The sequence below is a fragment of the Nonomuraea corallina genome, assembly GCF_027620315.1.
Taxonomy (GTDB): Bacteria; Actinomycetota; Actinomycetes; order Streptosporangiales; family Streptosporangiaceae; genus Nonomuraea; species Nonomuraea corallina.
The window spans coordinates 17168-38063 of the sequence record NZ_JAPNNL010000030.1 but is presented as its reverse complement, the minus strand read 5'-3'; the positions used below and the strand labels follow the sequence as shown (position 1 = coordinate 38063).

The window sequence follows — 20896 nt, the reverse complement described above, 5'->3', positions numbered from 1 at the left end:
CGAAACCTAGGCTCCGGGCGCGGGGATCGTCAAGGGCGGGCAGCGCGGGTCCAGCCGGAGCCGCGCCAGGTCACGCCCCACGATCGCCCAGGCGTTCCAGGAGCCGGGCTCGAAGTGCAGCTGCGGGTTGGTGAACCACTCGTCGCCCATGCCGGTCGCCAGCAGCGTGGCGCCCCGCTCGGCGTCCAGTTCGTAGGCGTTGCCGCCCTCGCGGAACACCGAGGCGAAGACGCGGCCGCGGTGCACGGTCAGCTCGCCGTACCCGGACAGCCTGCCCTGCTGGACGACCTGCCGGGTGGCGAGGTCCAGGGCGATCCAGGCGCCGGAGTCACGCTTGTACGACGCGTACAGGAGCCCGTCGTGCACCTTGACGTCCTGGAACGTGCGGTGGCCGGGCATCGGGTCGGCCTGCCAGAGCACGGTGCGGGCGCGCAGGTCGAAGGCGGCGATGGAGGCGGTCGGCGCGCTGGTGCCGAACACGTCGCCGGCCAGGTACACCACGCCCTTCTTCTCGTCGAGGGACAGGCTCATGAGGTTCTGGCCGGGGATGACGTTCTGGTACACGTCAACCTCGCCGGTGTGCGGGTCCACGACGGACAGGGCGCCGGGGACGCTCGCCGACAGCGACGACGTGGCGACCAGGAGCTTGTCGGAGCGGGGGTCGTACTCGATGTCCCACGGCCGCTTCTGCTCGTGACCGAGGTGGCCGACGCTGCGCACCTCGTCCGTGCGGACGTCGACGGAGATGATCTCACCGGTGGGGTACATGGCGGCGTAGATCTTGTTCCCGTGCCTGACCAGGTCCTTGGGCTCGCCCGTGACGCGGATCCTGCGCTCCTCGCCGGTGCGCAGGTCGCGGACGTCCAGCGCGAAGTGGCCGCCTCGGTAGACGGCGCGGCCGGGGACGACCAGCATGCTCTGCGTCCGGTCGGCGCCGACCGGCATGCCCGCGTCGATCAGGTCGGTGAACGCGGCGGTGCCGGCGCGCGTGTCCAGCTCCCACAGCGCGCCGCTGCCCGCGAAGGCCAGCAGGGTGTCCTGGCCGCTCACGTGGAGCAGGCGGGTCTCGTCCTCGTAGGACGGCGGGGCGGCCACCCGGGTCAGCGCGGTGTCGCCGGTCCGGTAGCGGTAGACGGTGCCGTCGGGGCGGGAGGCGGTGTAGACGGAGCCGTCGCCGACCGGCGTCACCGCGTCGAGCAGCCCGGACCCGACCGTGACCCGGCGCAGGTCCGAGCCGTCCTTGCGGACGTCGATCAGCTCGCTTCCGGCGACCGCCACGACCCGGTCGCCGTTGACCGTGACCGCGCCGAACGCCGCGCCGGCGGTGGCGAGCTGCGTGATGGCGCCGCTGACGCGGTCGATCCGCATGAGGAGCTTCTTCTCCAGCAGACCGGCGTAGACGTAGCGGTCGTCGGCGGCCACCGCGCGGACGTAGTGCTCGCCCGAGGCCAGCACGCCGAACCTGCGCACGGCGCCGGTGCCCGGGACGTACTCCCACACCCGGCCGTCGGAGGAGGTGCCGGCGTAGAGCGTGCCGTCGGGGGCCGCGGCCAGGCTCCACACGAAGCCGCCGGCCGCGCCGAAGGAGTGCAGGTGCGCCACCTGTCCGGTGGCGATGTCGAAGCTGTAGAGGTCCGGGACCGGGTACGTGCCGACGTACACCTTGCCGCCGGACACGGCGACGGCCCAGCCGCCCTCGGGCTCGCCCGTGGCGGGGCCGTCGGGCAGCGTGACGCTCCTGAGGACCTTGCGCGTGGCCAGGTCGAGCTCGGCCAGGACCGGCGGCTTGGGGCCGCGGCTGACGAGGTAGGCGCGGCCGTCGTGGACGGCGGCGCCGACGATGGCGGCCGTCAGCGAGGAGGGCCCGTACGTGGTGACCGCCGGGTCGCCGCAGCGCGACGGCGCGGCGGCGGGAACGGATGCGGGAGCGGCGGCCGAGACGGGGGCCGCCGGGGAGACGAGCGCGGGTAGGAGACCCGTCATCACGACGAGCAGGGATCGGAGCATGCCCGGACCTCGATCATTGGTGCCTGATTTTGGCCCAGACCGTAACCTTATGAGCATGGATTCGTCAATGGCATGATGGCGCGCATGACGATTGAGGAGGGGACCGCTATGGCCTTCGACGCGTGGCGTCTGATCGGCGGCCTGGAGGTGGCGCTGGACGTGGACGTGCTCGTCGGAGCCTATCCCGACCGCGACGGGCCGCCCGGCACCCCCGAGGCGGTGGGCGGCCTGCTGGCCGGGCACCGCACCGCGACCGGCGCGGTGGCGAGCCTGCGGGCGGCGCTGTTCGACATGCGGTCGGGCAACGACGAGGTGCTGGCCCTGGCCGGCGTTCCGCGCTGGCTGCCCGTCGGCACGGTGGACCTGCGCGACCCGATCGGCGCGGGCCGCGAGCTGGACCGGCTGGCGGGCGCTGGGGTGAGGGCGGTGCGGCTGTTCCCGGACGAGCAGGGCGTCGAGGCGTCGTTCCCGTCCGTCCGGCACGTCGCCCGGCGGGCCGCCGGGCTCGGGCTGGTGGTACTGACCGGCGGGGACGTGCGCCGCTTCTGGCAGCCGTTCGCCGGGCTCGGCGCCCGGGTCGTCTTCCTCGACACGCACTTCTACCATCTGGGCGATTTCCTGGTGGCGGCGCTGGAGGAGCCCGGGTTCCACACCTCGACGCGGCTGCTCAACTCCCCCGACGCGCTGGAGACGGTCGCCGCCGAGGTCGGCGCGGAGCGGCTGCTGCACGGCACCCGCGCGCCGCACTACGAGCCGATCGTGCCGCTGCTCCGGCTGGCGACGAGCGGGCTGAAGCCGGACGAGGTCGCGGCGGTGGCCGGGGGCAACGCGAGGAGGCTGCTTTCATGATCATCGACGTGCACGCGCACTGGGGGCCGTGGTTCTTCACCATGGACGTGGCCGCGGCGAGCCTGGCCACCATGGACCGCTACGGCATCGGCAAGGCGATCGTCTCGGCCACCGAGGCGGTGATCTACGACGCCCCGGCGGGCAACCGGGCGCTGGCCGGGGTGCTCGACGGGCAGGACCGGCTGTACGGGTACGTCACCGTCAACCCGCGTCGGCTCGGCGAGGCGGCGCGTGACCTGCGGGAGCTGACCGGCCCGTGGGTGGGGGTCAAGATCCACACGGACTACACGGGATCGCCGGTGACCTCGCCGCGGCTGCGGGCCGCGCTGGAGCTGGCCGCGGAGGCGGGCCTGCCGGCGCTGGTGCACACCTGGGGCGCCTCGGTCCTGGACCTGGCCCAGGTGTGCCTGGACGTCCCGGGGCTGCGGGTCGTCGCCGGGCACATGGGCGCCGACGGCCACCGCCACGCCATCGAGGCCGCGAACGCCTGCGACCGCCTCTACCTGGAGCCCTGCTGGTCGCACGCCCCGGCCGGCCGGATCGCCGAGGTGGTGGCGGCGGTGCCGGACCGGCAGCTGCTGTTCGGCACCGACGCGACGCTGATCGACCCGTCCTCGGCGTTCGGCGCGGTCGCCGCGGCCGGGCTGACCGGCGAGACGGCCGAGCGGGTCGCCTGGCGGAACGCCGTGGAGCTGTTCGGAATCTAGACATTACGGACCAGCCCGTTATAGCGTGCGGTCACCATTCACCAGGGAGCCGCACATGATTGCCCGCCGTCGATTCCTGCAGGCGGCCGCCGCGTCCACGGTGGCCGCCACCCTGCCCGCAGCCCTGCCCGCAGCGCCCGTCCACGCAGCGTCCGCCCCCGAAGGGACCCTCACCGAACTGGGCCCCGCCAGCGTCGCCAGCCCTCTCGGCAACGCCGAGATCGTCGGCGGCGTGCTCTACGCCGGATCACGCGGGCTGTCGCCCAACGTGGTCGGCGCGTACGACCTCGCCCAGGATTCGGTCACCACCCATGTCGACATCCCCACCGGCATCGGGGTGTGGGCGATGTGCGCGGTCGGCACCGACGTCTACGTCGGCACCCACTCCAGGTCCGACCTGTACAAGCTCGACACCGTGGCGGCCACGCTGACCAAGGTCGCCTCGGTGCCCGACCACTTCATCTGGAGCCTGGCCGCCTCCCCCGACGGCAAGGTCTACATGGGCACCTCGGAGCCGGGCAAGGTCAAGGAGTACGACCCGGCCACGGGCGCCGTGCGCGACCTGGGCCAGGCCGTGCCCGGCGAGCCGTACGTGCGCGCCGTCCAGGCCGACGACCGCTACGTCTACGCGGGCGTCGGCGCCAACGCGCACCTCATCGCCATCGACCGGGCCACCGGCGAGCGGCGCGACCTGCTGCCGCCCGAGCTCGCCGACCGCGACTGGGTGTCCAGCATGCACATCTCCGACACCCACATCGCCGGCGGCATGAACTCCCTGGCCGAGCTGCTCATCCTGAGCAAGACCGACCCGTCCGACCACAAGGTCGTCAAGGCGACGGCGCCGGGCGAGAAGTACATCGTCTCGGTGCTGATCCACGGCGACCACGTCTACTTCGCCGGCCGTCCCTCGGGCACCTTCTACGGCTGCCGGCTGGACACCGGCGAGCTGGAGGTCCTCGGCGTCCCGTACTTCGAGGCCGCCACCCACCGCATCCTCGCCCACGACGGCCGGATCTACGGCGTGCAGGACAACGCGGTGTTCGTCTACGACCCGGCCACCGGCGCCATCGACTACCGCAACCTGGTGCAGCGCGGGTTCAGGGCCGCGGCCGAGCAGCCGATGTCCGTGCACAGCGACGGCCGGCGTGTCTACGTCGGCGGCAAGAGCGGCGCCGACATCCACGACCTGGCGACAGGCGAGGTCACCAGGCTCGCCATCCCCGGCGAGCCGAAGACCATGCTCACCCTCGGCGGCACCACCTATCTCGGCGTCTACACCCAGGCCGCGCTCTACGCGCACCGCGCCGGCGAGCCCGAGGCCGAGCTGCTCCTGCGCGCGGGCAACCAGCAGGACCGCCCGCGCGACCTGGACTACGACGCCAGGACCGGCCTGATCGTGATGCCGTCCCAGCCGGAACCCGGCCACATGAACGGCGCCCTGACCCTCTACTCCCGCCGCACCGGCAAGGTCACCGTCCAGCGGCCCGTCATCGAACGCCAGACCGTCTACTCGGTCGCCACCCGGCACGGCACCGCCTACCTCGGCACCCTGATCCAGGAGGGCCTCGGGCTGCCCCCGGTCACCACCACGGCCCGTCTGGCCGCCTACGACCTCGTCCGGCGCAGGCTCCTGTGGGAGCTGGAGCCGCTGCCCGGCGCCCGGTCGATCGTCTCGCTCTCGCTCGGCGCCCTGCACCTGTACGGCATCTCCAGCACGGGCGAGGTCTTCGAGTTCGACCTGCTGCGCAAGAAGGTCACCAGGAGGCTGACGGTCAGCACCCATCGTGGCAGCGACCTGCACGTCGTCGGCCGGGTGGCCTACTGCACGGACGGCGACAAGGTGTACAAGATCGACCTGGTCACGTTCACCGCCGAGCCGATCGCCGAGGGCCTGGCCGGGGAGTGGTTCGGCGGCGAGCCGAAGCTGGCCCTGGACCCCTCGCGCAAGGCGCTGTACGGGCTGAAGGGCCGCAACCTGGTCCGGATCGCCATCTCCGGCCGCCGGTGATCCTGGGGTTTCGGATGATCCACGGGTGATAGGACGAGGGGATGCGATATCCATCCCCTCTGCAGCCCGGTGACCGGATCGGCGTCACCTCCCCGTCCAGCGGCGTCGACAAGACCCTGCACGACCGGCTCAAGGTCGCGATCCGTACCGTCGAGGCGCGCGGCTACGAGGTGGTCGTGGGCGACTGCATGGACGGGGCCGGCCACGTCAGCGCGCCCGCCGCCGAGCGGGCGCGCGAACTGACGGGCATGCTCACCGACCCCTCGATCAAGGCCGTGGTGCCGCCGTGGGGCGGGGAGACCGCCATCGACGTGCTGCCGCTGCTCGACTGGGACGCGCTGCGCGCGGCGGAGCCGACCTGGGTGGTGGGCTACTCCGACCTGTCGACGATCATCACCCCGTTGACCCTGCTGACCGGCGCCGCGACGATCCACGGCAACAACCTCATGGACACGCCGTACCGGGTCCCGGAGGGGCTGCTCGGCTGGCTCGACATCGTGGCGCTGCCGCCCGGCGCGGCGTTCACCCAGACGCCGCCGGGCCGCTACCGCGCGCAGGGCTTCGACGAGTGGCAGACCTTCCCCGAGGCGGACGAGTTCACCCTCGACACGCCCGGCGGCTGGACCCGGCTGGACGGCGACGGCCCGGTGCGGGCCGAGGGCCGCCTGATCGGCGGCTGCGTCGAGACGCTGTGCAACATCGCGGGGACGCGGTACGCCGACACCTCGTCCCTGGCCGCCGACGGGCTCGTGGTGTACGTCGAGGCGGCCGAGCACGACGCCGGCACCATCTGCCGCAACCTGCACGGGATGCGCCTGGCCGGGTTCTTCGACGGCGCCACCGCGATCCTGGCCGGCCGCACCCGCGCACCCGGGCTGCTCACGCTCTCCCAGCACGAGGCGGTGCTCGACGCGCTCGGCGGGCTCGGCGTGCCGATCCTCGCCGACGTCGAGTGCGGCCACGTCCCGCCGTACCTGCCGCTGGTCAACGGCGCCCGCGCGCTGGTCACGCACGACGGCGAGCGGGGCGAGATCACCCAGACGCTGGCGTGACCCGTCCCTCCGCCGGTGGTCCGGCGGACCGCAGCACGGTCTCGCGCTCGCCGGCCGGCAGGGGCGGGCCGTACGGGTCGAAGGCGTGGCTCGCCGGGACGCGGCCCTCGGCGGCGGCGAGCCAGAGCATGCGCTGGACGTAGCCCTCCATGGGGTCGGTGAACGTGGCCGTCGCCAGGCGGTCCAGGCGGGACGAGGCGTCGCGGAACGCGCGCAGGCCGGAGCCGGCGAAGGCGCGCAGCACGTCCGCGGTCAGCTCGACGTGGGCGGCGGCGATGCCGACCAGGGCGGCCTGGGCGCCCCACAGCAGCGAGGGGGCGAACATGCGGTCCTCGCCGGTGATCGCCAGCCTGTCCGCGTCACGGGTGAGGGTGAGGGCGCGCTGGCAGCCCATCGCGTCCGAGAGCAGGGCCGTCTTGAGGCCCGCCACTCCCGGGTGGGCGAGGAGGTCGCGCATCGCCCCGGGCGGACAGGGCCGGGTGTAGAGGTCGAAGGCGATCATCGGCAGGCCCGCCTCGTGCCAGACCGTTTCGTGCCAGGCGAGCCTGTCGCCCGGCGGCGGGAACACCAGGACTCCGGCCGCGCCCAGCTCGGCGGCGACCCGCGCCTCCCCGGCGGCGCTCTGTGCGGTTCCGTCTGCGGCGCCTCCCACCCCGACCAGGACCGGGACCCCGGTGGCGACCGCGCGCCCGATCACGGCGGCGCGGACGTCCGGCGCGAGGAAGGGGCCGCGGCCCGTGTGGGCGAGGACCGCCAGCGCGTCCGCGCCGTCGGCGACGAGGGAGGCCAGGTAGCGGCCGGTCACGTCCGGGTCCACCTCGCCCGCCGCGGTCATGGGGGTGGCCGCGGCGGCGATCAGCGCGCCGCGGAGACGGTCGCGGAGGGTTCGAGCGGAGATGTGCACATCTCGGAGCCTATTTGAACCCGGTCATCGCGATGCTGTTCACCAGATACCGCTGCAGCAGGAAGAACACCAGCAGGCACGGGACCACCGAGACCGTCGCCGACGCCATGAGCATCGACAGCTGCATCTCCTCGGTGCGCAGCGTGGTCAGCCCCACGGTCAGCGTTCGGGTGGCGTCGCTCTGGCCGACGACCAGCGGCCAGAGGAAGTCGTTCCAGTGCCACAGGAACACGAAGACGCCCAGCGTGGCCATGATCGGCCGGGTCAGCGGGACCACGATCGTCAGATAGACCCGCAGCTCGGACGCCCCGTCGACCTTGGCCGCGTCGAACAGCTCGTCCGGCAGCCCCAGGATGAACTGCCGCATCAGGAAGACCGCCTGCGAGTTGGCCAGCGTCGGGACGATCAGCCCCCAGAACGTGTCCACCCCGTCCAGGCTGTTGACCAGCACGAACGTCGGGATGAGCGTGGCCTGGAACGGCACCATCATGGTCGCCAGGAACGTCCAGAACATCACGTCGCGGCCGGGGAAGCGCTTCTTGGCGAACGCGTACCCGGCCATCGACGCGGTGAGCAGGATGACCACCACCGACACGACGGAGTAGACGATCGAGTTGACCGTCCACTCCACGAACCCGGACGCCGACAGCACGCTGGTCAGGTTGTCCAGCGTCAGCGTCTCGGGCCACTGGGCGGGCAGCGTCGGCCGGCCGGCCGGTGTCAGCGCCACGACCAGCATGGCCAGGAACGGCGCGAGGGTCAGCAGCGACAGCACGGCCAGCAGCGCGGCGAGCGGCCACCGGGCCCTGCGGCGCGGCGCCCGTCCGCTGGCCCGGTCGCGGTCGAGCAGCCTGGACGGCGGCCTGGATGCGGTGAGCGTCATGTGTTCCCCCGGTCCAGGAAGCGGCGCTGGATCAGCGACACGACCAGCACGATCGCGAACAGGACCACGCCCCAGGTGGCGGCGTAGCCGAAGTTGTTCGCGCGGAAGCCGTGGTCGTAGATGCCGTAGATGAGCGTGTACGTGGCCCGCGCCGGGCCGCCGCCGGTCATCACGTAGATGGTGTCGAACACCTGGAAGGCGCCGATCGTCTCGATCACCAGGACGAAGAAGATCGTCGGTTTGAGCAGCGGCAGCGTGATCCGGCGGAACTTCTGCCAGGGCCCGGCCCCGTCGACCGTGGCCGCCTCCAGGTAGCTGGCCGGGATCGCCTTGAGCCCGGCCAGCAGGATCAGCATCGAGTAGCCGAACCCCTTCCACACCGACACCACGGCCAGCGCGGGCAGCACCAGCGACGCCTCCTCCAGGAACACCACCGGGCCGAGGCCCAGCTTGCCGATCAGGCCGTTGATCAGTCCGTCGAACTCGTAGATCCAGCGCCAGATGATGCCCGCCAGCACGAAGCTGGTCACGTACGGCAGGAAGAGCATGCCGCGGAACAGGCCGCGCATGAACACCACCTGGTTGAGCAGCAGCGCGGTGCCGAGCGCCACCAGGAGGGTGAGCGGCACGTAGATCGCCGCGTACACCAGCGAGACCCGCAGGCTGCGCCAGAAGTTGACGTCGCCGAGCAGCCTGGCGTAGTTGTCCGCGCCGACGAAGCTCCACTCGCCGCCGATGTTCCAGTTCGTCAGGCTCATGCCCGCCGCCCCCAGGGAGGGGAAGATCCGGAAGATCAGGAAGAGCACGAGCATGGGCAGCACGAACAGCAGCCCGGTGACCGGGTCACGTAAACGATGACGCACGGCGTTCCTTTCTCTTGCGCCGCCGCTGACCGGCGGCTCTGTCAGCCGCCGTTGGCCAGCAGCGCGTCGGCCTCCTTGGCCGCCGCGTCGAGGGCCTCCTTGGCGCTCGCCTGGCCGAGCAGGGCCGCCTGGACGTGCGGCGCGATGAGGCTCATGACCTGGCGGGCCTGGGGGTGGGTGTCTCCGGGGAAGGCGTACTCCAGGGACTTGGCGAACTCCTTGGCCTGCTCCGACTGGTCCGGGACCGTGACGTCGGTGCGGGCCGGGAAGAAGCCGGACTCCTTGGCCAGCTCGCCGGTGACCTCGGGCGAGGCGAGGTGGGCCGCGAGCTTCTTGGCGGCGTCCTTGTTCTCCGAGTGCTTGGCCAGCACGACCCCGCCGGGGATGCCGAAGGCGACCCGCTTGGCGCCTTCCAGCGGCAGGCCGATGCCGACGTTCTCCTCGCCGATGGCGGCGCCGAGCTGGACGGCCTGCCCGGCGGTGGCGGCGTGGTACATGGCGGTCCTGCCCGCCGCGAGCGGGCCGCCCTCGATGTCGTTGCCCTTGCTGGCGGCGTTCTCCGGCAGGCCGCCGGCGGCCTTGAGGTCGAGCAGGAGCTGCAGGCTCGCCACGCCCTCGGGGCCGTTGAAGGCCACGCTCTTGCCGTCGGCGGCGAACACGGTGCCGCCGTTGGCCCACAGCAGCGGGTAGAAGCTCTGGTTGAGGCTGACCTCGGGCTTGCCCGGGTAGTCCAGGATGGCGACCTTGTTCGCGGCCAGCTTGGGCGCGGCCGCCTTCAGCTCGTCCAGCGTCTCGGGGACCTTCTCCACGCCCGCGTCGGCGAACAGCTTCTTGTTGTAGAGCGGGGCGGTGATCGTCTGGTAGATCGGGACCCCGTAGAGCTTGCCGTCCACGGTCAGCGCGGCCAGCGAGCTGGGCAGGTAGGAGCCCTTGGCGTCGGCCACCACGTCGTCGACCGGCTCGATCGTGCCCTGCCGGGCGTACTGCGGGATCTGGTCAGGGCCGAGGACGACCAGGTCGAAGCCCTTCCTGGAGACCAGGGCCGTGGTGACCTTCTCCTGGCGGCCCTCCCAGGGCTGCTGGTCGACGACGACGTCGACGGCCGGGTTCTTCGCCTCGAAGTCCTTCTCGACCTTCTGCCAGAAGGCCTGGCTCTTGGCCTGGTCGGCGATGACCGGGTACATCCACAGCGTCACCGTGCTCTTGTCCGAACCGCTGGACGATCCACACCCCGCGGCGGCGACGCTCAGCGCGAGCGCGACGCCCAAGGTCGCTGTCTTCCTCATCGGTGGCACCCTTCCCTTAATACCGGTCCTGACCGAAACCTAGTAACGCGAGCTTCGCGGGTCAATGCCCGATACCCGACCGTGACGAGGACGCCGCCATCTCGCGCGCGATGAAGCGGACGTGTTCGGCCGTGTAGTTCTCGTTCCAGTCGATGACCAGCAAGGTCTCGGCGACCATCCGCTCGGCCTCCGGGCAGGCGTGGGAGGTGTGATCCCGCAAAGGGTAGCGAGACCTCCCGTATATCGGTCCTTGCCATACCGGGGCGCGGTGCAGCGGTTCCTCCAGGTATCCGGCCCGCGCCGGTATCCCGGCCGCCCGCAGCCGTCCGGCCAGCTCCGCCGCGCCGCCGCCGGGCAGCACCACCGGGAAGAGCCACCACGCGTGGCCCTCCGGGCGCGGCAGCCGCACGCCGGGGATCCCCCGCAGGGCTTCCAGGAGCTGTACGGCCGTGCGGCGGCGGGCGGCCACCACCCCGGGCAGCTTGGCGAGCTGGGCCCGCGCGACGGCGGCCTGCAGTTCGGTCATGCGGTAGTTCAGGCCGAAGGTGGCGTGCGAGCGGCCGGCCGCGCGGTCCCAGCCCTTGTCCGAGAACAGCCGCATCCGGCGGGCCAGCTCGTCGTCGCCCGTCAGCGCGAGACCGCCGTCGCCGCAGGTGATGTGCTTCCACTGCTGCAGGCTCAGGCAGGCGACGTCGCCGACCGTCCCGGCCAGGCGAACCCCGGCCCCGCCGGCCGTCCCGCCACCGTCCGCGCTGCCGTCGTCCGGCCCGCCACCGTCCGCGCCTGCCCCGGACCGGTCCGTACCGGCTGGGCGGGCGGCGTCCAGGGGCGGCAGCTCGGTGAGCCAGGCCTGGGCGCAGTCCTCGATGAGCGCGAGCCCGTGCGCGTCCGCCAGGGCGCGCAGTTCGTCCACGCGCGCCGGCGCGCCGAACAGGTGCACGGCGATGATGGCCCGCGTGCGCGGCCCGATGAGCGCCGCGACGGCGGCCGGGTCGAGATTGCCGTCCGACGGATCGACGTCGGCGAAGACAGGGACCGCGTTCTGCGCCAAGATGGGGGCCACAGTGCCGAAGTCCGTGATCGGCGTCGTGATGATCTCGTCGCCGGGGTCGGGCGCGGCTGCCACGACGGCGAGATGGAGGGCGGCGGTGCCCGAGCTGCACGCGACCGCGTGGCGCACACCGTGCAGCTCGGCGATCTCGCTTTCGAGCGCCCGCGCCTCGGTGCCCCAGACGGAGCTGAGCATGCCCGAGCGGATCACCCGCTCCAGGGCGGCCGCCTCCTCGTCGCCGAGCGTGCGGCCGTCCGGCTCGGCCATGGACGGGAACTTCATGGAGCACCTCACAGGATACGATTGCGGCCTTGACCGTAATGAAGGAAAGGGGGACGCGGGTGGCGATCGTCATCGGTGTCGTCGGCCCGCACGACCTGGTCGACCAGGTCGCGGCCACCTGCGAGGAGCAGCCGGGCCTCAACGCCCTGCGGCTGGACTACGACCACGAGTCCCAGGCGCCCGCGATCGTGGAGGCGCACACCTCCGCCGTCGAGGGCTGGCTGTTCACCGGCATCGTGCCGTACATGCTCTCGCGTGACGCCGAGGTGCTCTCCCGCCCCGCCGCGTTCGTCGACTACACGGGCGCGACGCTGCTCAGCGCCCTGGTACGGCTCCAGCACGAGGGCGCGGACGTGACCCGGCTGTCCATCGACACGCTGCCGGCCGCCGACGTCACCGCCACCTTCGCCGAGGCGGGGCTGCCCACCGATGAGCTGCGCACACTCCCCTACCGGCCGGAGATGACCTCGAAGAAGGCCGTCGCCTTCCACCGGCGCGGCCCCGCGCACCCGGTGATCACCTGCCTGAGCTCGGTCCACGAGGCTCTCCGCGGCGACATGCACGTGCTGCGGCTGGCCCCCTCGACGTACTCGGTGCGGGTGGCGCTGCGCCAGCTCCTGCTGACCGCGGAGGGACAGGCCCAGGAGGACGCGCAGATCGCGCTCGGCCTGATCGAGGTGGAGAACGACGAGGGCCTGCTGCGCGAGGCCGCCGCGCTGGGCGGCACCGTGGCCGCCTTCCGCGGCGGCACGCACCTGCTGGTCACCACCCGAGGTCCGCTGCACGACGCCACGGCCGGATTCACCGGGCTGCCGCTGATGGCCCGCCTGGCCACCCAGAACCGGGTGGTGCGCGTCGGGTTCGGCCTGGGCCGCAGCGCCGCCGAGGCGGAGAGCCTGGCCCGCCGCGCGCTCTCGCGCGCCCGCCGCATCGGCGACGTCGCGGCGGTCCTGTCGCTGCGCGCCGACACCGACATCGTGCTGGAGTCGGTGACCGCCGGGCCGCCCGGCGAGCAGAACCTGTCGGTCATCGCCCGCCGCGTCGGCCTGTCGGTGCCCACGCTGGAGAAGCTCCTGGAGGCGCGCCGGGCGGCCGGCGACGAGCCGCTGACGACCCGGGAGATCGCTGACAGGCTCGCCGTCCAGCAGCGCACCGCCCGCCGCATGCTCCACCGCCTGGAGCTGGCCGGCCTCGCCGAACGCACCGGCAACCTGACCAGCGGGTCCAGCGGGCGGCCGCTCACGCTGTACCGGCTGACGCTGTGACGGCCCGCGGTCGCCACCGGGGCCCGCGGCGCGCGGCCGCAGCCTGGGAAGCGGCCGCCGACCGGCCCCGTCACGCCAGTCCACGGAGCCCTCAGGCCAGCCAGCGGCTCAGGCCCTCGGCGACGAAGTCGTCGTCCCTGAGCCAGGGGTAGGCCGCCCACACCCGGTCGATCTCCGCGAGCTGACCGGGCGACAGGTCCTCCGCCGGGTCCAGGCACCAGCGTCCCGCCAGCAGTCCCTGGCGGCGCAGCACCTCGTGGATCCCCGGGATGCACCCGTGGAAGCCGTTGGCGGTGTCGAAGATGGCCGCGTTGGCGTCGGTGAGATGTCCGTCGAGGGTCAGCAGCCGCCGGACGGCCGAGTCGTCGCCCGCCCTGGCCCGCTTGGCCTCCTCCAGCAGCTCGACCGCGCGCCGCACCCAGACCGCCCACTGTCCCAGCAGGCCGCCGACGAACTCGACCTCCACCTCCCGCCCGTCCACGACCACCCGGTGCGGGGTGATCAGGTCGGCCAGGATGTGGTCGTCGTTGCCGGTGTAGAGGGCCACCTCGGACGCCCGCCCGGCGCGCACGACGCCGTGCAGCACGTCGAGCGTGCGGTAGCGGTCGAACGGCGCGACCTTGACGCCCACCACCGACTCGACCGCCGCCAGCCGGGTCCAGAAGTCCCGTGACAGCGGCCGCCCGCCGACCGCGGGCTGCAGGTAGAAGCCGATCACCGGCAGCACCTCGCCCACCGCCCGCGCCCGCTCCACCAGCGCGTCCTCGCCGAGCTCGGCGTACGGGCTCAGCAACGTCATGTGGTAGCCGAGCGACCGGGCCAGCTCGGCCTCGGCCACGGCCTGGGCGGTCGGGCCGGTGGCGCCCGCCACCAGCAGCACCTCGCGGTCCGACTCCCTGGCGGTTTCAGCCGCCAGCTCCAGCACAGGCGCCAGCATGCCGGTGCCGTGGATGGCGAACTGCGTGGTGTGCACGCCGACCGCGAGGCCGCCCGCGCCCGCCTCGACGTAGTAGCGGGTCAGGGCGCGCTGGCGGCGCTCGTCGAGCGCCCGGCCCTCGGTCAGCGCGAGCGGGTGCGCCGGAATGACCAGTCCGCGCCTGAACAGGTCACGCGCGGACGTCTGTGCCTCTGGAACCGTGCCGAGCACGTGAGTCTCCCTCGTCATGTCGTTTCCGCCGGTCTCAGAAGCGGCCGTCGCGGCGTTCGAACCTGGTGGGCTTGCCCAGCAGCGGCCCGCCGCCGGCCACCCAGCCGGCGATGTGATCGATCAGCTCCAGCGGCGTGATCCCGGGATAGCCGAACAGCCGGTGGCACCGCGACGCGTCCGACAGCAGCGCCGTGGGGGCCTCCTCGCCGGTGAACACCGGGTCCACGCCCAGCCGCGCGCCCAGCTCCAGCGCGGCCCGCCGTACCGAGATCAGCTCGGGTCCCGTGACGTTGAGCACGTACGGCGGGGTGGCGGCGAGCAGCAGTGAGCGGAGCGTCACCTCGTTCGCGTATCCCTGCCACACCACGTTGACCTGGCCGGTGGTCAGGTCGACGGGCTCGCGGGCCAGGATCTTCTGCGCCAGGTCGACCAGCACGCCGTAGCGGAGCTCGACGGCGTAGTTGAGGCGGATCAGCGACATCGGGGTGCCGTGCAGCTCGGCGTGGTGCGCGAGCACCCGCTCACGCCCGAGGCAGCTCATCGCGTACTCGCCGACGGGGCCGGCGGGGTCGTCCTCGACGCTGCCCCCGCTGGTGACGGGCACGAGCGGGTAGACGTTCCCGGTGGACAGGGCGGCGATCCGGCTGCCGCGGAACCGGTCGGCGACCCGGCCGGGCAGGTACGTGTTGGTGAACCAGGTGGCGTGCTCCCGCCCCTGGGTGCCGAACTTGGCGCCGACCAGGAACACCACGTTCGGCGCGTCGGGCAGCTCGCGCAGCGCCCGCTCGTCGGCCACGTCGGCGCTCACCACGGTGGCGCCCTCGGCTGCGAGCGCGTCGGCGAGACCGGGTTCGGAGAAGCGGGAGACGGCGACGATCCGCCGGTCTCCCTTGGTGGCGTTGAGCGCCAGCCGCACCAGGCTGGGGCCGAGCTTGCCCCCGGCGCCGAGGATCATGATGTCGCCGTCCAGCGCGGCGAGGTCCGCCACGAGCCCGTCACTCGGCCGCGCCAGCCGCTCCTCGAGTTCCGCTGTGGTCCGCACCCGGGGTCCCCCCTTGTCCGTTATTTACGGTCCAGACCGTAACCGGGAGGGACTCCCGCTGTCAACGGGCGGCCAGGTGTTCCCGCGCCGAGACGAGGACGTCGAGGATGGCCCGCGTCTCCGCCCACGGCACCGGGCTGGGCGCGCCGCCCACCATCTCCAGGAACGCCTCGATCGTCCCCGCGTACCCCAGACGCCGCACCGGGTCGTCACCGGGCTCGATCACCACCTGCTCGTCGCCGCCGCGCCGGTGCACGGTGACGGCGTACGACTCCTCGTCGCTCACCCCCAGGATCTCCACCACGCCCGTGACCCCGCTCCCCCACCGCAGCGCCAGGACCCCGGTGTCCTCCGACCGGAGCGTCCCGTAGTGCCGGGTCGCGCCGGCCGCCCCCGCCAGCCGCACCTCGGGGCCGAGCAGCGCCACCAGCAGCTCCACCCCGTGCACGCCCATGGTCACCAGCGTCCCGCCGCCTTCCGAGGGGGTGTCCTGCCAGGCGTTGTAGCCGGTCGCCCAGAGCCCCACGTCATGCCGTACGGTCGCGCGCACCGACAGCACCCCGTCCTGATCCGCCTTCCACCCGGCGAACCCCGGCGCGAACCGCAGCACCGACCCCGACAGCACCCGGTCGTGGATCGGCAGCCGGTCCAGCCGGTCGAGCTGGTCGCGGGTGGCGGCGGCCGGCTTGTTCACGAAACACGCCGCCCCCGTCTCCAGCACCGCCGCGAGCGCCTCGGGCACCCGGGGATTCGGCACGGTCAGCACCACCCCGTCAGGCCCGCCCGCCAGCGCCTCCTCCAGGCTCGCCGCCACCCGCGCCCGCGGATGCTCCTCGGTGAACCTCCGCAGCCGCTCCCCGTCCGGCTCCCACACCACCAGCTCGGCGTGCCCGGCCAGGGTGCGGGCGTCGGTGTAGGGATGGCTGGTGGCGAGCCCGGCGAGAGCGATGCGCACGATGTCCTCCGATGTCGCGTTTCACGAAACGCGCCCCATCATGACAGCCGCCGATTCCAGGTGACACTGCGTACGCAGGCGGGTACGCTTGGACCTGCCGCCTCCTACGGGGGGATGGGAAGTGAGCCCGGGTGGACCGCCGGACGACGGAAGCCCGGGCTTCGCGCTTTTCACCGCACGTCGATACGCCGAACAGCCAGGTCACCGCTCACCAGGTTCCAGAACCGCTCGTCACCGCGTTCAGCACGCGAGAGCGCGCCCGCGACGATGTCCGGGAGCCACAGGAGCGGCTCGGCCGCCGGGTCGCACCAGGACAACCTCAGCCTCGGCGGCATCGAGTGACGCCCCTGAAGCACCGCCACCAGCTCATGGTCCCGCAGGTCGAGCTCACTGTGGCGACGCTCAAAGACCACGTCGAGCACATGGTGGCCGCCCATCTCCCAGAGCAGGTGCTCCACACACTTGCGGCGCGCCCGTTCCTGACGTCTCCCGTCCAGCCCTGCACCCACGACGACGACGCCCATCGGCCTCATCGCCGCCACCGCCTCGGCGAGCAGGGTGCGCCGCTTGTCGTTCTCGTCACGCCAATGCAGTTTCCGCTGGCGTCGCAACAGCAGGGATCGCAGGGCGGCGCGGTGACGCTCGGCCTCCGCGGGTGCCACGAGCACCGCCGCGAGGATATAGAGGCCACTCTGAAGAAGCATGGACTCATCGACATAGGCGGAGAACGGGGGGGTCATGAGGGCACATGGTAGCCCCGCCCTTCACCCGGCGTGATGCGACGACTACAGTTCGTCCACCTCCGCGAAGGCGCGGCCGCCCGACAGTTTCGGGTAGCCCAGGCCGCGGTCGAAGAAGCGGCCGGACGGGGGGCGGAGGCGGGCGCGGAGTTCGGCGGTGCCCTGTTCGTCGATGCGGTCGCCGTCCAGGACGACGCCGTAGTCGCCGAGCGCGCCCGCGATCGAGACCTTGCCGTCGCGGACGTCGGCCGCCACCGCGCGGGGGTCGCGGTCGTACGGGGAGCCCCAGCCGCCGCCGCCCGTGGTGCGGATGCGGATGAGCTCCCCTGCCTGGACGGGGTGGTCGTCCACCAGGCCGTCCATCTCCTTGCCGGCGATCTCCACCCGGAAGGGCCGGCCGGCGAGCCCGCCGTTGACGCCCCAGCAGGACAGGATGGACCGGTCGGCGATCGACATGTAGGAGGCGTCGCGCAGCATCCGGATGTGCTTGTCGTAGCCGAGCCCGCCGCGGAACATGCCGGGCCCGCCCGAGTCGCAGGCCAGCCCGAGGCGCTCGACCCTGAAGGGCCATCGGGCCTCGGCGAACTCGACCGGGATGTTGCGCGAGTCGGGGACGATGTGGATGGTGTCCTCGCCGTCGGCGTACCAGCGCCCGCCGGAGCCGCCGCCCAGCACCTCCCGCATCAGGTAGGGCTGCCCGTCGGCGTCCGTGCCGTACACGCCCGTGTAGCGGATCGTCTCCTGGTCGGCGGGCATGCGCCCGCCGGTGGCCTTGGCCAGCACGCCGGCCAGCACGCCGAGCAGGCGCAGGATGACGAAGGTGCGGGCGTTGGTGGGGGCGGGGAAGACGGGCGTGAGCAGGGTGCCCTTCTCCGGGAAGATCATCTTGATCAGCGGCACGACGCCCTCGTTGACGTCGAGCTCGGCCATCCGCTCCGGCGTGTCGGCCAGGTTGCGCAGGATCGGGGCCAGCCACTTCTTCAGGAAGACGCCGTCGGCATAGTCGCCCGCGTGGTTGATCGGGCCCTTGGCCTGCGGGGAGGTTCCGGTGAAGTCGATGGTGAGCGGCGCGTCCGCGGCGTGGTCCACCGTGAGCGTGATGCGCTGGGCGTGCAGGCGGGGCTCGTCGACGCCGTCATGCTCGGCGTAGTCCTCCCAGACGTACGCGCCCTCGGGGATCTTGGCCAGCAGCTCGCGGCGGAACGTCTCGGTGGTCTTGCCGATGATGGCGTCGAAGCACGCCTCGACCTCCTCGCGCCCGTACCGGTCGAACAGCTCGCCCAGCCGCCGCGCGCCCATGAGGCAGGCGGAGCACTCGGCGTCGAGGTCTCCGGCGAGGGAGTCGGGCATGCGGGAGTTGCGGGTCATGATGCGCAGCGCGGCCTCGTTCGGCACGCCCTGGTCCCACAGCTTGATCGGCGGGACCATCAGCCCTTCCTCGTAGGCCGAGCGGGCGTGCGAGGGCATCGAGCCGGGCACGGCACCGCCGATGTCGTCGTGGTGCCCGAACGCCTGCACGAACGCCACCACCTCGTCGCGGTGGAAGACGGGCACGGTGACGCACAGGTCGGGCAGGTGGCCGATGCCGCCTTCCGACAGGTAGACGTCGTTGTGGAAGTAGACGTCGCCGGGCCGCATCGTCTCGATCGGGAAGTCGCGGACGATCGGCTGGACGAGCGCGCTGTAGGAGCGGCCGGTCAGCTTGCGCATCCGGCGGTCGTGGATGCCGGCGCGGAAGTCGTGCGCGTCGCGGATCATGGGCGATCTGGCGGTGCGCGCGATGGCGGTCTCGACCTCCTTCTCCACGGAGGCGAGGGTGCCCTCGACGATCTCGATGAGGATCGGGTCAGTCACGGCGGATCTCCACGTTGCCGAACTCGTCCACCGTGGCGGTGAACCCTGGATGCAGGGGGATGGTCGAGCCGTACTCCTCGATGACGGCGGGGCCGCGCACGACGGTCCCGGCCTCCAGCGCGGCGCGCTGGAGGATCGGGGTGTCGTGCGGCTCGTCGAAGATCACGCGCCTGCTCGCCTCGACCGGCTCGACCTTCGGGTACGGGTCGCGCCGGATCACCGGCCGGGTGATGGGCCCGATGCCGGAGACGCGCAGGTTGACCCATTCGACGGCGTGGCGGGCGTCGTCACGGTAGGCGTACCCGTACAGCTTCTCGTGCGCGTCGTGGAAGCGGCGGGTGACCTCCCGCAGCCAGTCCTCGTCGAGCGGGCCGGCCGGGGCGGGCACGCGGACCTCGTACGCCTGCCCGTAGTAGCGCACGTCGGCGCTGCGCGCGAAGACGGGCTCGTCGAAGCCCTCGCGTTCGAGCTCCTCGGCGGCCTGGCCCTCCAGCTCGCCGAAGATCTGCGCGGCCTTGCTCAGCGCGAGGTCGCGGGTCACGTACGTGCGCACGTAGTCGTTCTTGACGTCCACGGTGAGCAGGCCGAAGGCGGAGACGTTGCCGGGCTCGGGCGGCACGATCACCGCGGGCAGGCCGAGGATGTCGATGAGCCGGCAGGCCAGCAGCGGCCCTGACCCGCCGAACGTCACCAGCGGGAAGTCGCGCACGTCCAGCCCGCGCTTGACCGTGAGCTGGCGGATCGCGTTGCTCTGGTTGAACGCGCTGATCTCCAGGATGCCGGTGGCGGTGCGCTCGGGGGTGAGACCGAGCTTGTCGGCGAGCGCCTCGACGCCCATCCGGGCGGCGTCGTAGTCGAGCGGGATCTCGCCGCCGAGCAGGTGCGGCGGGATGCGGCGGAGGTAGACGTGCGCGTCGGTGACGGTCACCTCGGTGCCGCCGCGCCGGTAGCAGAGCGGGCCGGGGTCGGCGCCGGCCGAGCGGGGGCCGACCTTGAGCGTGCCTTCGGGCGAGATCCACGCGACCGAGCCACCGCCGGCGCCGACGGTCACGATGTCGATCATCGGGATCTTGCACGGGAAGCGGCCGACGCTGCCCTCGGTGGTGACGGACGGGTCGCCGTCGACGACCACGGTCACGTCGGTGGAGGTGCCGCCGCCGTCCAGGGTGATCACGCTCTGGTGGCCCGCCGTGGCGGCGATCAGCGCCGCGCCGAGCGCGCCCGCCGCCGGGCCGGACAGGACCGTGGTGATGGGCTGGTTGACGACCTCGCGGGCCGACAGCACGCCGCCGTTGGACTTCATCACCGAGAACGGGCGGCCCAGACGGCTGGACAGATTGGCGATGTAGGCCCGCATGGCGGGCTTGACCGCGGCGTCGACCAGGGTGGTGACGGCCCGCTCGTACTCCCGGTACTCGCGCAGCACGTCGCTGGAGAGCGACACGACCGCCTCGGGGAACTCGCGGGCCAGCACCTCGCGCATGCGCCGCTCGTGGGCGGGGTTGGCGTAGGAGTGGAGGAAGCAGACACCGAGCGCGGTGACGCCGCGCGTACGGTACCAGCGGGCCACCTCGACGGCCTGGGCCTCGTCGAACGGGCGGACCTCCGCGCCGCGGTGGTCGAGCCGGCCGCCGACCGTCCTGACCAGGTGGACGGGCACGATGCGGGGCGGCTTGACCCAGAAGTAGGAGTTGCCGTAGCCGTCGGGGACGCTCTGCCGGCCGATCTCCAGGATGTACTCGAAGCCCTCGGTGGTGATCAGCCCGAGGTTGCCGATGCGGTCCTCCAGCAGCTGGTTCGTGGCGACGGTGGTCCCGTGCACGATGGCGGACACGTCGAGCTCGCCGAGCTTCTCGATGCCCGCGATGAACCCGTCGGCCGGGTTCGCCGGGGTCGAGGGGGTCTTGGTGGTGACGATCTCACCGGTCTCCTCGTCCACCGCCACCACGTCGGTGAAGGTGCCGCCGGTGTCGACTCCGATTCGGACGCTACGCATGGCTC

Annotated in this window: 17 protein-coding genes; 5 read left to right on the top strand and 12 right to left on the bottom strand. The window is 72.5% G+C overall.

Going from position 1 to position 20896, the window contains the following annotated elements; all coding sequences use genetic code 11:
* Positions 1–6 precede the first annotated feature (6 nt).
* Entirely contained in the window at positions 7–2007 is a 2001-nt protein-coding gene (locus OUY22_RS10780; RefSeq protein ID WP_270154709.1) for a PQQ-binding-like beta-propeller repeat protein, read from the bottom strand.
* Between the two features lie 84 nt (positions 2008–2091).
* Between OUY22_RS10780 and OUY22_RS10775 the strand changes: the two genes are divergently transcribed.
* Genes OUY22_RS10775 through OUY22_RS10760 form a run of 4 tightly spaced genes read left to right on the top strand, consistent with a single transcriptional unit; the run spans position 2092 to position 6623 of the window.
* Positions 2092–2856, top strand: a complete 765-nt coding sequence (locus tag OUY22_RS10775) for an amidohydrolase family protein (protein ID WP_270154708.1) — start codon at positions 2092–2094, stop codon at positions 2854–2856.
* Positions 2853–3563, top strand: a complete 711-nt coding sequence (locus tag OUY22_RS10770) for an amidohydrolase family protein (RefSeq protein WP_270154707.1) — start codon at positions 2853–2855, stop codon at positions 3561–3563. Before OUY22_RS10775 ends, OUY22_RS10770 begins: the two co-directional genes overlap by 4 nt.
* A 55-nt stretch (positions 3564–3618) precedes the next feature.
* On the top strand, positions 3619–5571 hold the full coding sequence (locus OUY22_RS10765) for a YncE family protein (protein WP_270154706.1): 1953 nt from the start codon (positions 3619–3621) through the stop codon (positions 5569–5571).
* A 41-nt stretch (positions 5572–5612) separates the two neighbouring features.
* Complete coding sequence (locus OUY22_RS10760) at positions 5613–6623, top strand: S66 family peptidase (RefSeq protein WP_270154705.1); 1011 nt, start codon at positions 5613–5615, stop codon at positions 6621–6623.
* On the opposite strand, the gene OUY22_RS10755 is transcribed toward OUY22_RS10760, so the two are convergent.
* From OUY22_RS10755 to OUY22_RS10735, 5 genes are all read right to left on the bottom strand, one after another.
* The gene (locus tag OUY22_RS10755; RefSeq protein WP_270154704.1) at positions 6604–7527 is read right to left on the bottom strand and encodes a dihydrodipicolinate synthase family protein; all 924 of its coding nucleotides are present in this window, start codon (positions 7525–7527) and stop codon (positions 6604–6606) included. The two genes, OUY22_RS10760 and OUY22_RS10755, sit on opposite strands and share 20 nt — an antisense overlap.
* A gap of 10 nt (positions 7528–7537) precedes the next feature.
* Positions 7538–8410 carry a carbohydrate ABC transporter permease gene (locus OUY22_RS10750; protein ID WP_270154703.1) on the bottom strand — a complete coding sequence of 291 codons (873 nt, stop codon included), beginning with the start codon at positions 8408–8410 and terminating at the stop codon, positions 7538–7540.
* Positions 8407–9273: a carbohydrate ABC transporter permease gene (locus OUY22_RS10745; RefSeq protein WP_270154702.1), complete on the bottom strand. Its 867-nt coding sequence runs from the start codon at positions 9271–9273 to the stop codon at positions 8407–8409. Before OUY22_RS10745 ends, OUY22_RS10750 begins: the two co-directional genes overlap by 4 nt.
* A gap of 41 nt (positions 9274–9314) precedes the next feature.
* The gene (locus OUY22_RS10740; protein WP_270154701.1) at positions 9315–10559 is read right to left on the bottom strand and encodes an ABC transporter substrate-binding protein; all 1245 of its coding nucleotides are present in this window, start codon (positions 10557–10559) and stop codon (positions 9315–9317) included.
* 61 nt (positions 10560–10620) lie between these two features.
* On the bottom strand, positions 10621–11892 hold the full coding sequence (locus tag OUY22_RS10735) for a DegT/DnrJ/EryC1/StrS family aminotransferase (RefSeq protein WP_270154700.1): 1272 nt from the start codon (positions 11890–11892) through the stop codon (positions 10621–10623).
* Positions 11893–11930: 38 nt separating this feature from the next.
* Here OUY22_RS10735 and OUY22_RS10730 point away from each other — a divergent pair, with 38 nt between their 5' ends.
* Positions 11931–13157, top strand: coding sequence for a hypothetical protein (locus OUY22_RS10730; RefSeq protein WP_408638139.1), 1227 nt, complete (start codon positions 11931–11933; stop codon positions 13155–13157).
* Positions 13158–13248: 91 nt separating this feature from the next.
* On the opposite strand, the gene OUY22_RS10725 is transcribed toward OUY22_RS10730, so the two are convergent.
* The 6 genes from OUY22_RS10725 to OUY22_RS10700 all read right to left on the bottom strand — a co-directional run bounded on the left by OUY22_RS10725 (position 13249) and on the right by OUY22_RS10700 (position 20891).
* A complete protein-coding gene (locus tag OUY22_RS10725) occupies positions 13249–14322 on the bottom strand; it encodes a dihydrodipicolinate synthase family protein (protein WP_270154698.1) in 1074 nt (357 codons plus the stop codon).
* 16 nt (positions 14323–14338) lie between these two features.
* Complete coding sequence (locus OUY22_RS10720) at positions 14339–15346, bottom strand: NAD-dependent epimerase/dehydratase family protein (RefSeq protein ID WP_270154697.1); 1008 nt, start codon at positions 15344–15346, stop codon at positions 14339–14341.
* Positions 15347–15407: 61 nt separating this feature from the next.
* Positions 15408–16301 (bottom strand): Gfo/Idh/MocA family protein, encoded by an 894-nt coding sequence (locus OUY22_RS10715; RefSeq protein WP_270154696.1) that lies wholly within the window; start codon positions 16299–16301, stop codon positions 15408–15410.
* A 170-nt stretch (positions 16302–16471) separates the two neighbouring features.
* Complete coding sequence (locus OUY22_RS10710; RefSeq protein WP_270154695.1) at positions 16472–17041, bottom strand: hypothetical protein; 570 nt, start codon at positions 17039–17041, stop codon at positions 16472–16474.
* Between the two features lie 45 nt (positions 17042–17086).
* Positions 17087–18895 (bottom strand): hydantoinase B/oxoprolinase family protein, encoded by a 1809-nt coding sequence (locus tag OUY22_RS10705; protein ID WP_270154694.1) that lies wholly within the window; start codon positions 18893–18895, stop codon positions 17087–17089.
* A complete protein-coding gene (locus tag OUY22_RS10700) occupies positions 18888–20891 on the bottom strand; it encodes a hydantoinase/oxoprolinase family protein (RefSeq protein WP_270154693.1) in 2004 nt (667 codons plus the stop codon). Before OUY22_RS10700 ends, OUY22_RS10705 begins: the two co-directional genes overlap by 8 nt.
* Between the last annotated feature and the right edge of the window lie 5 nt (positions 20892–20896).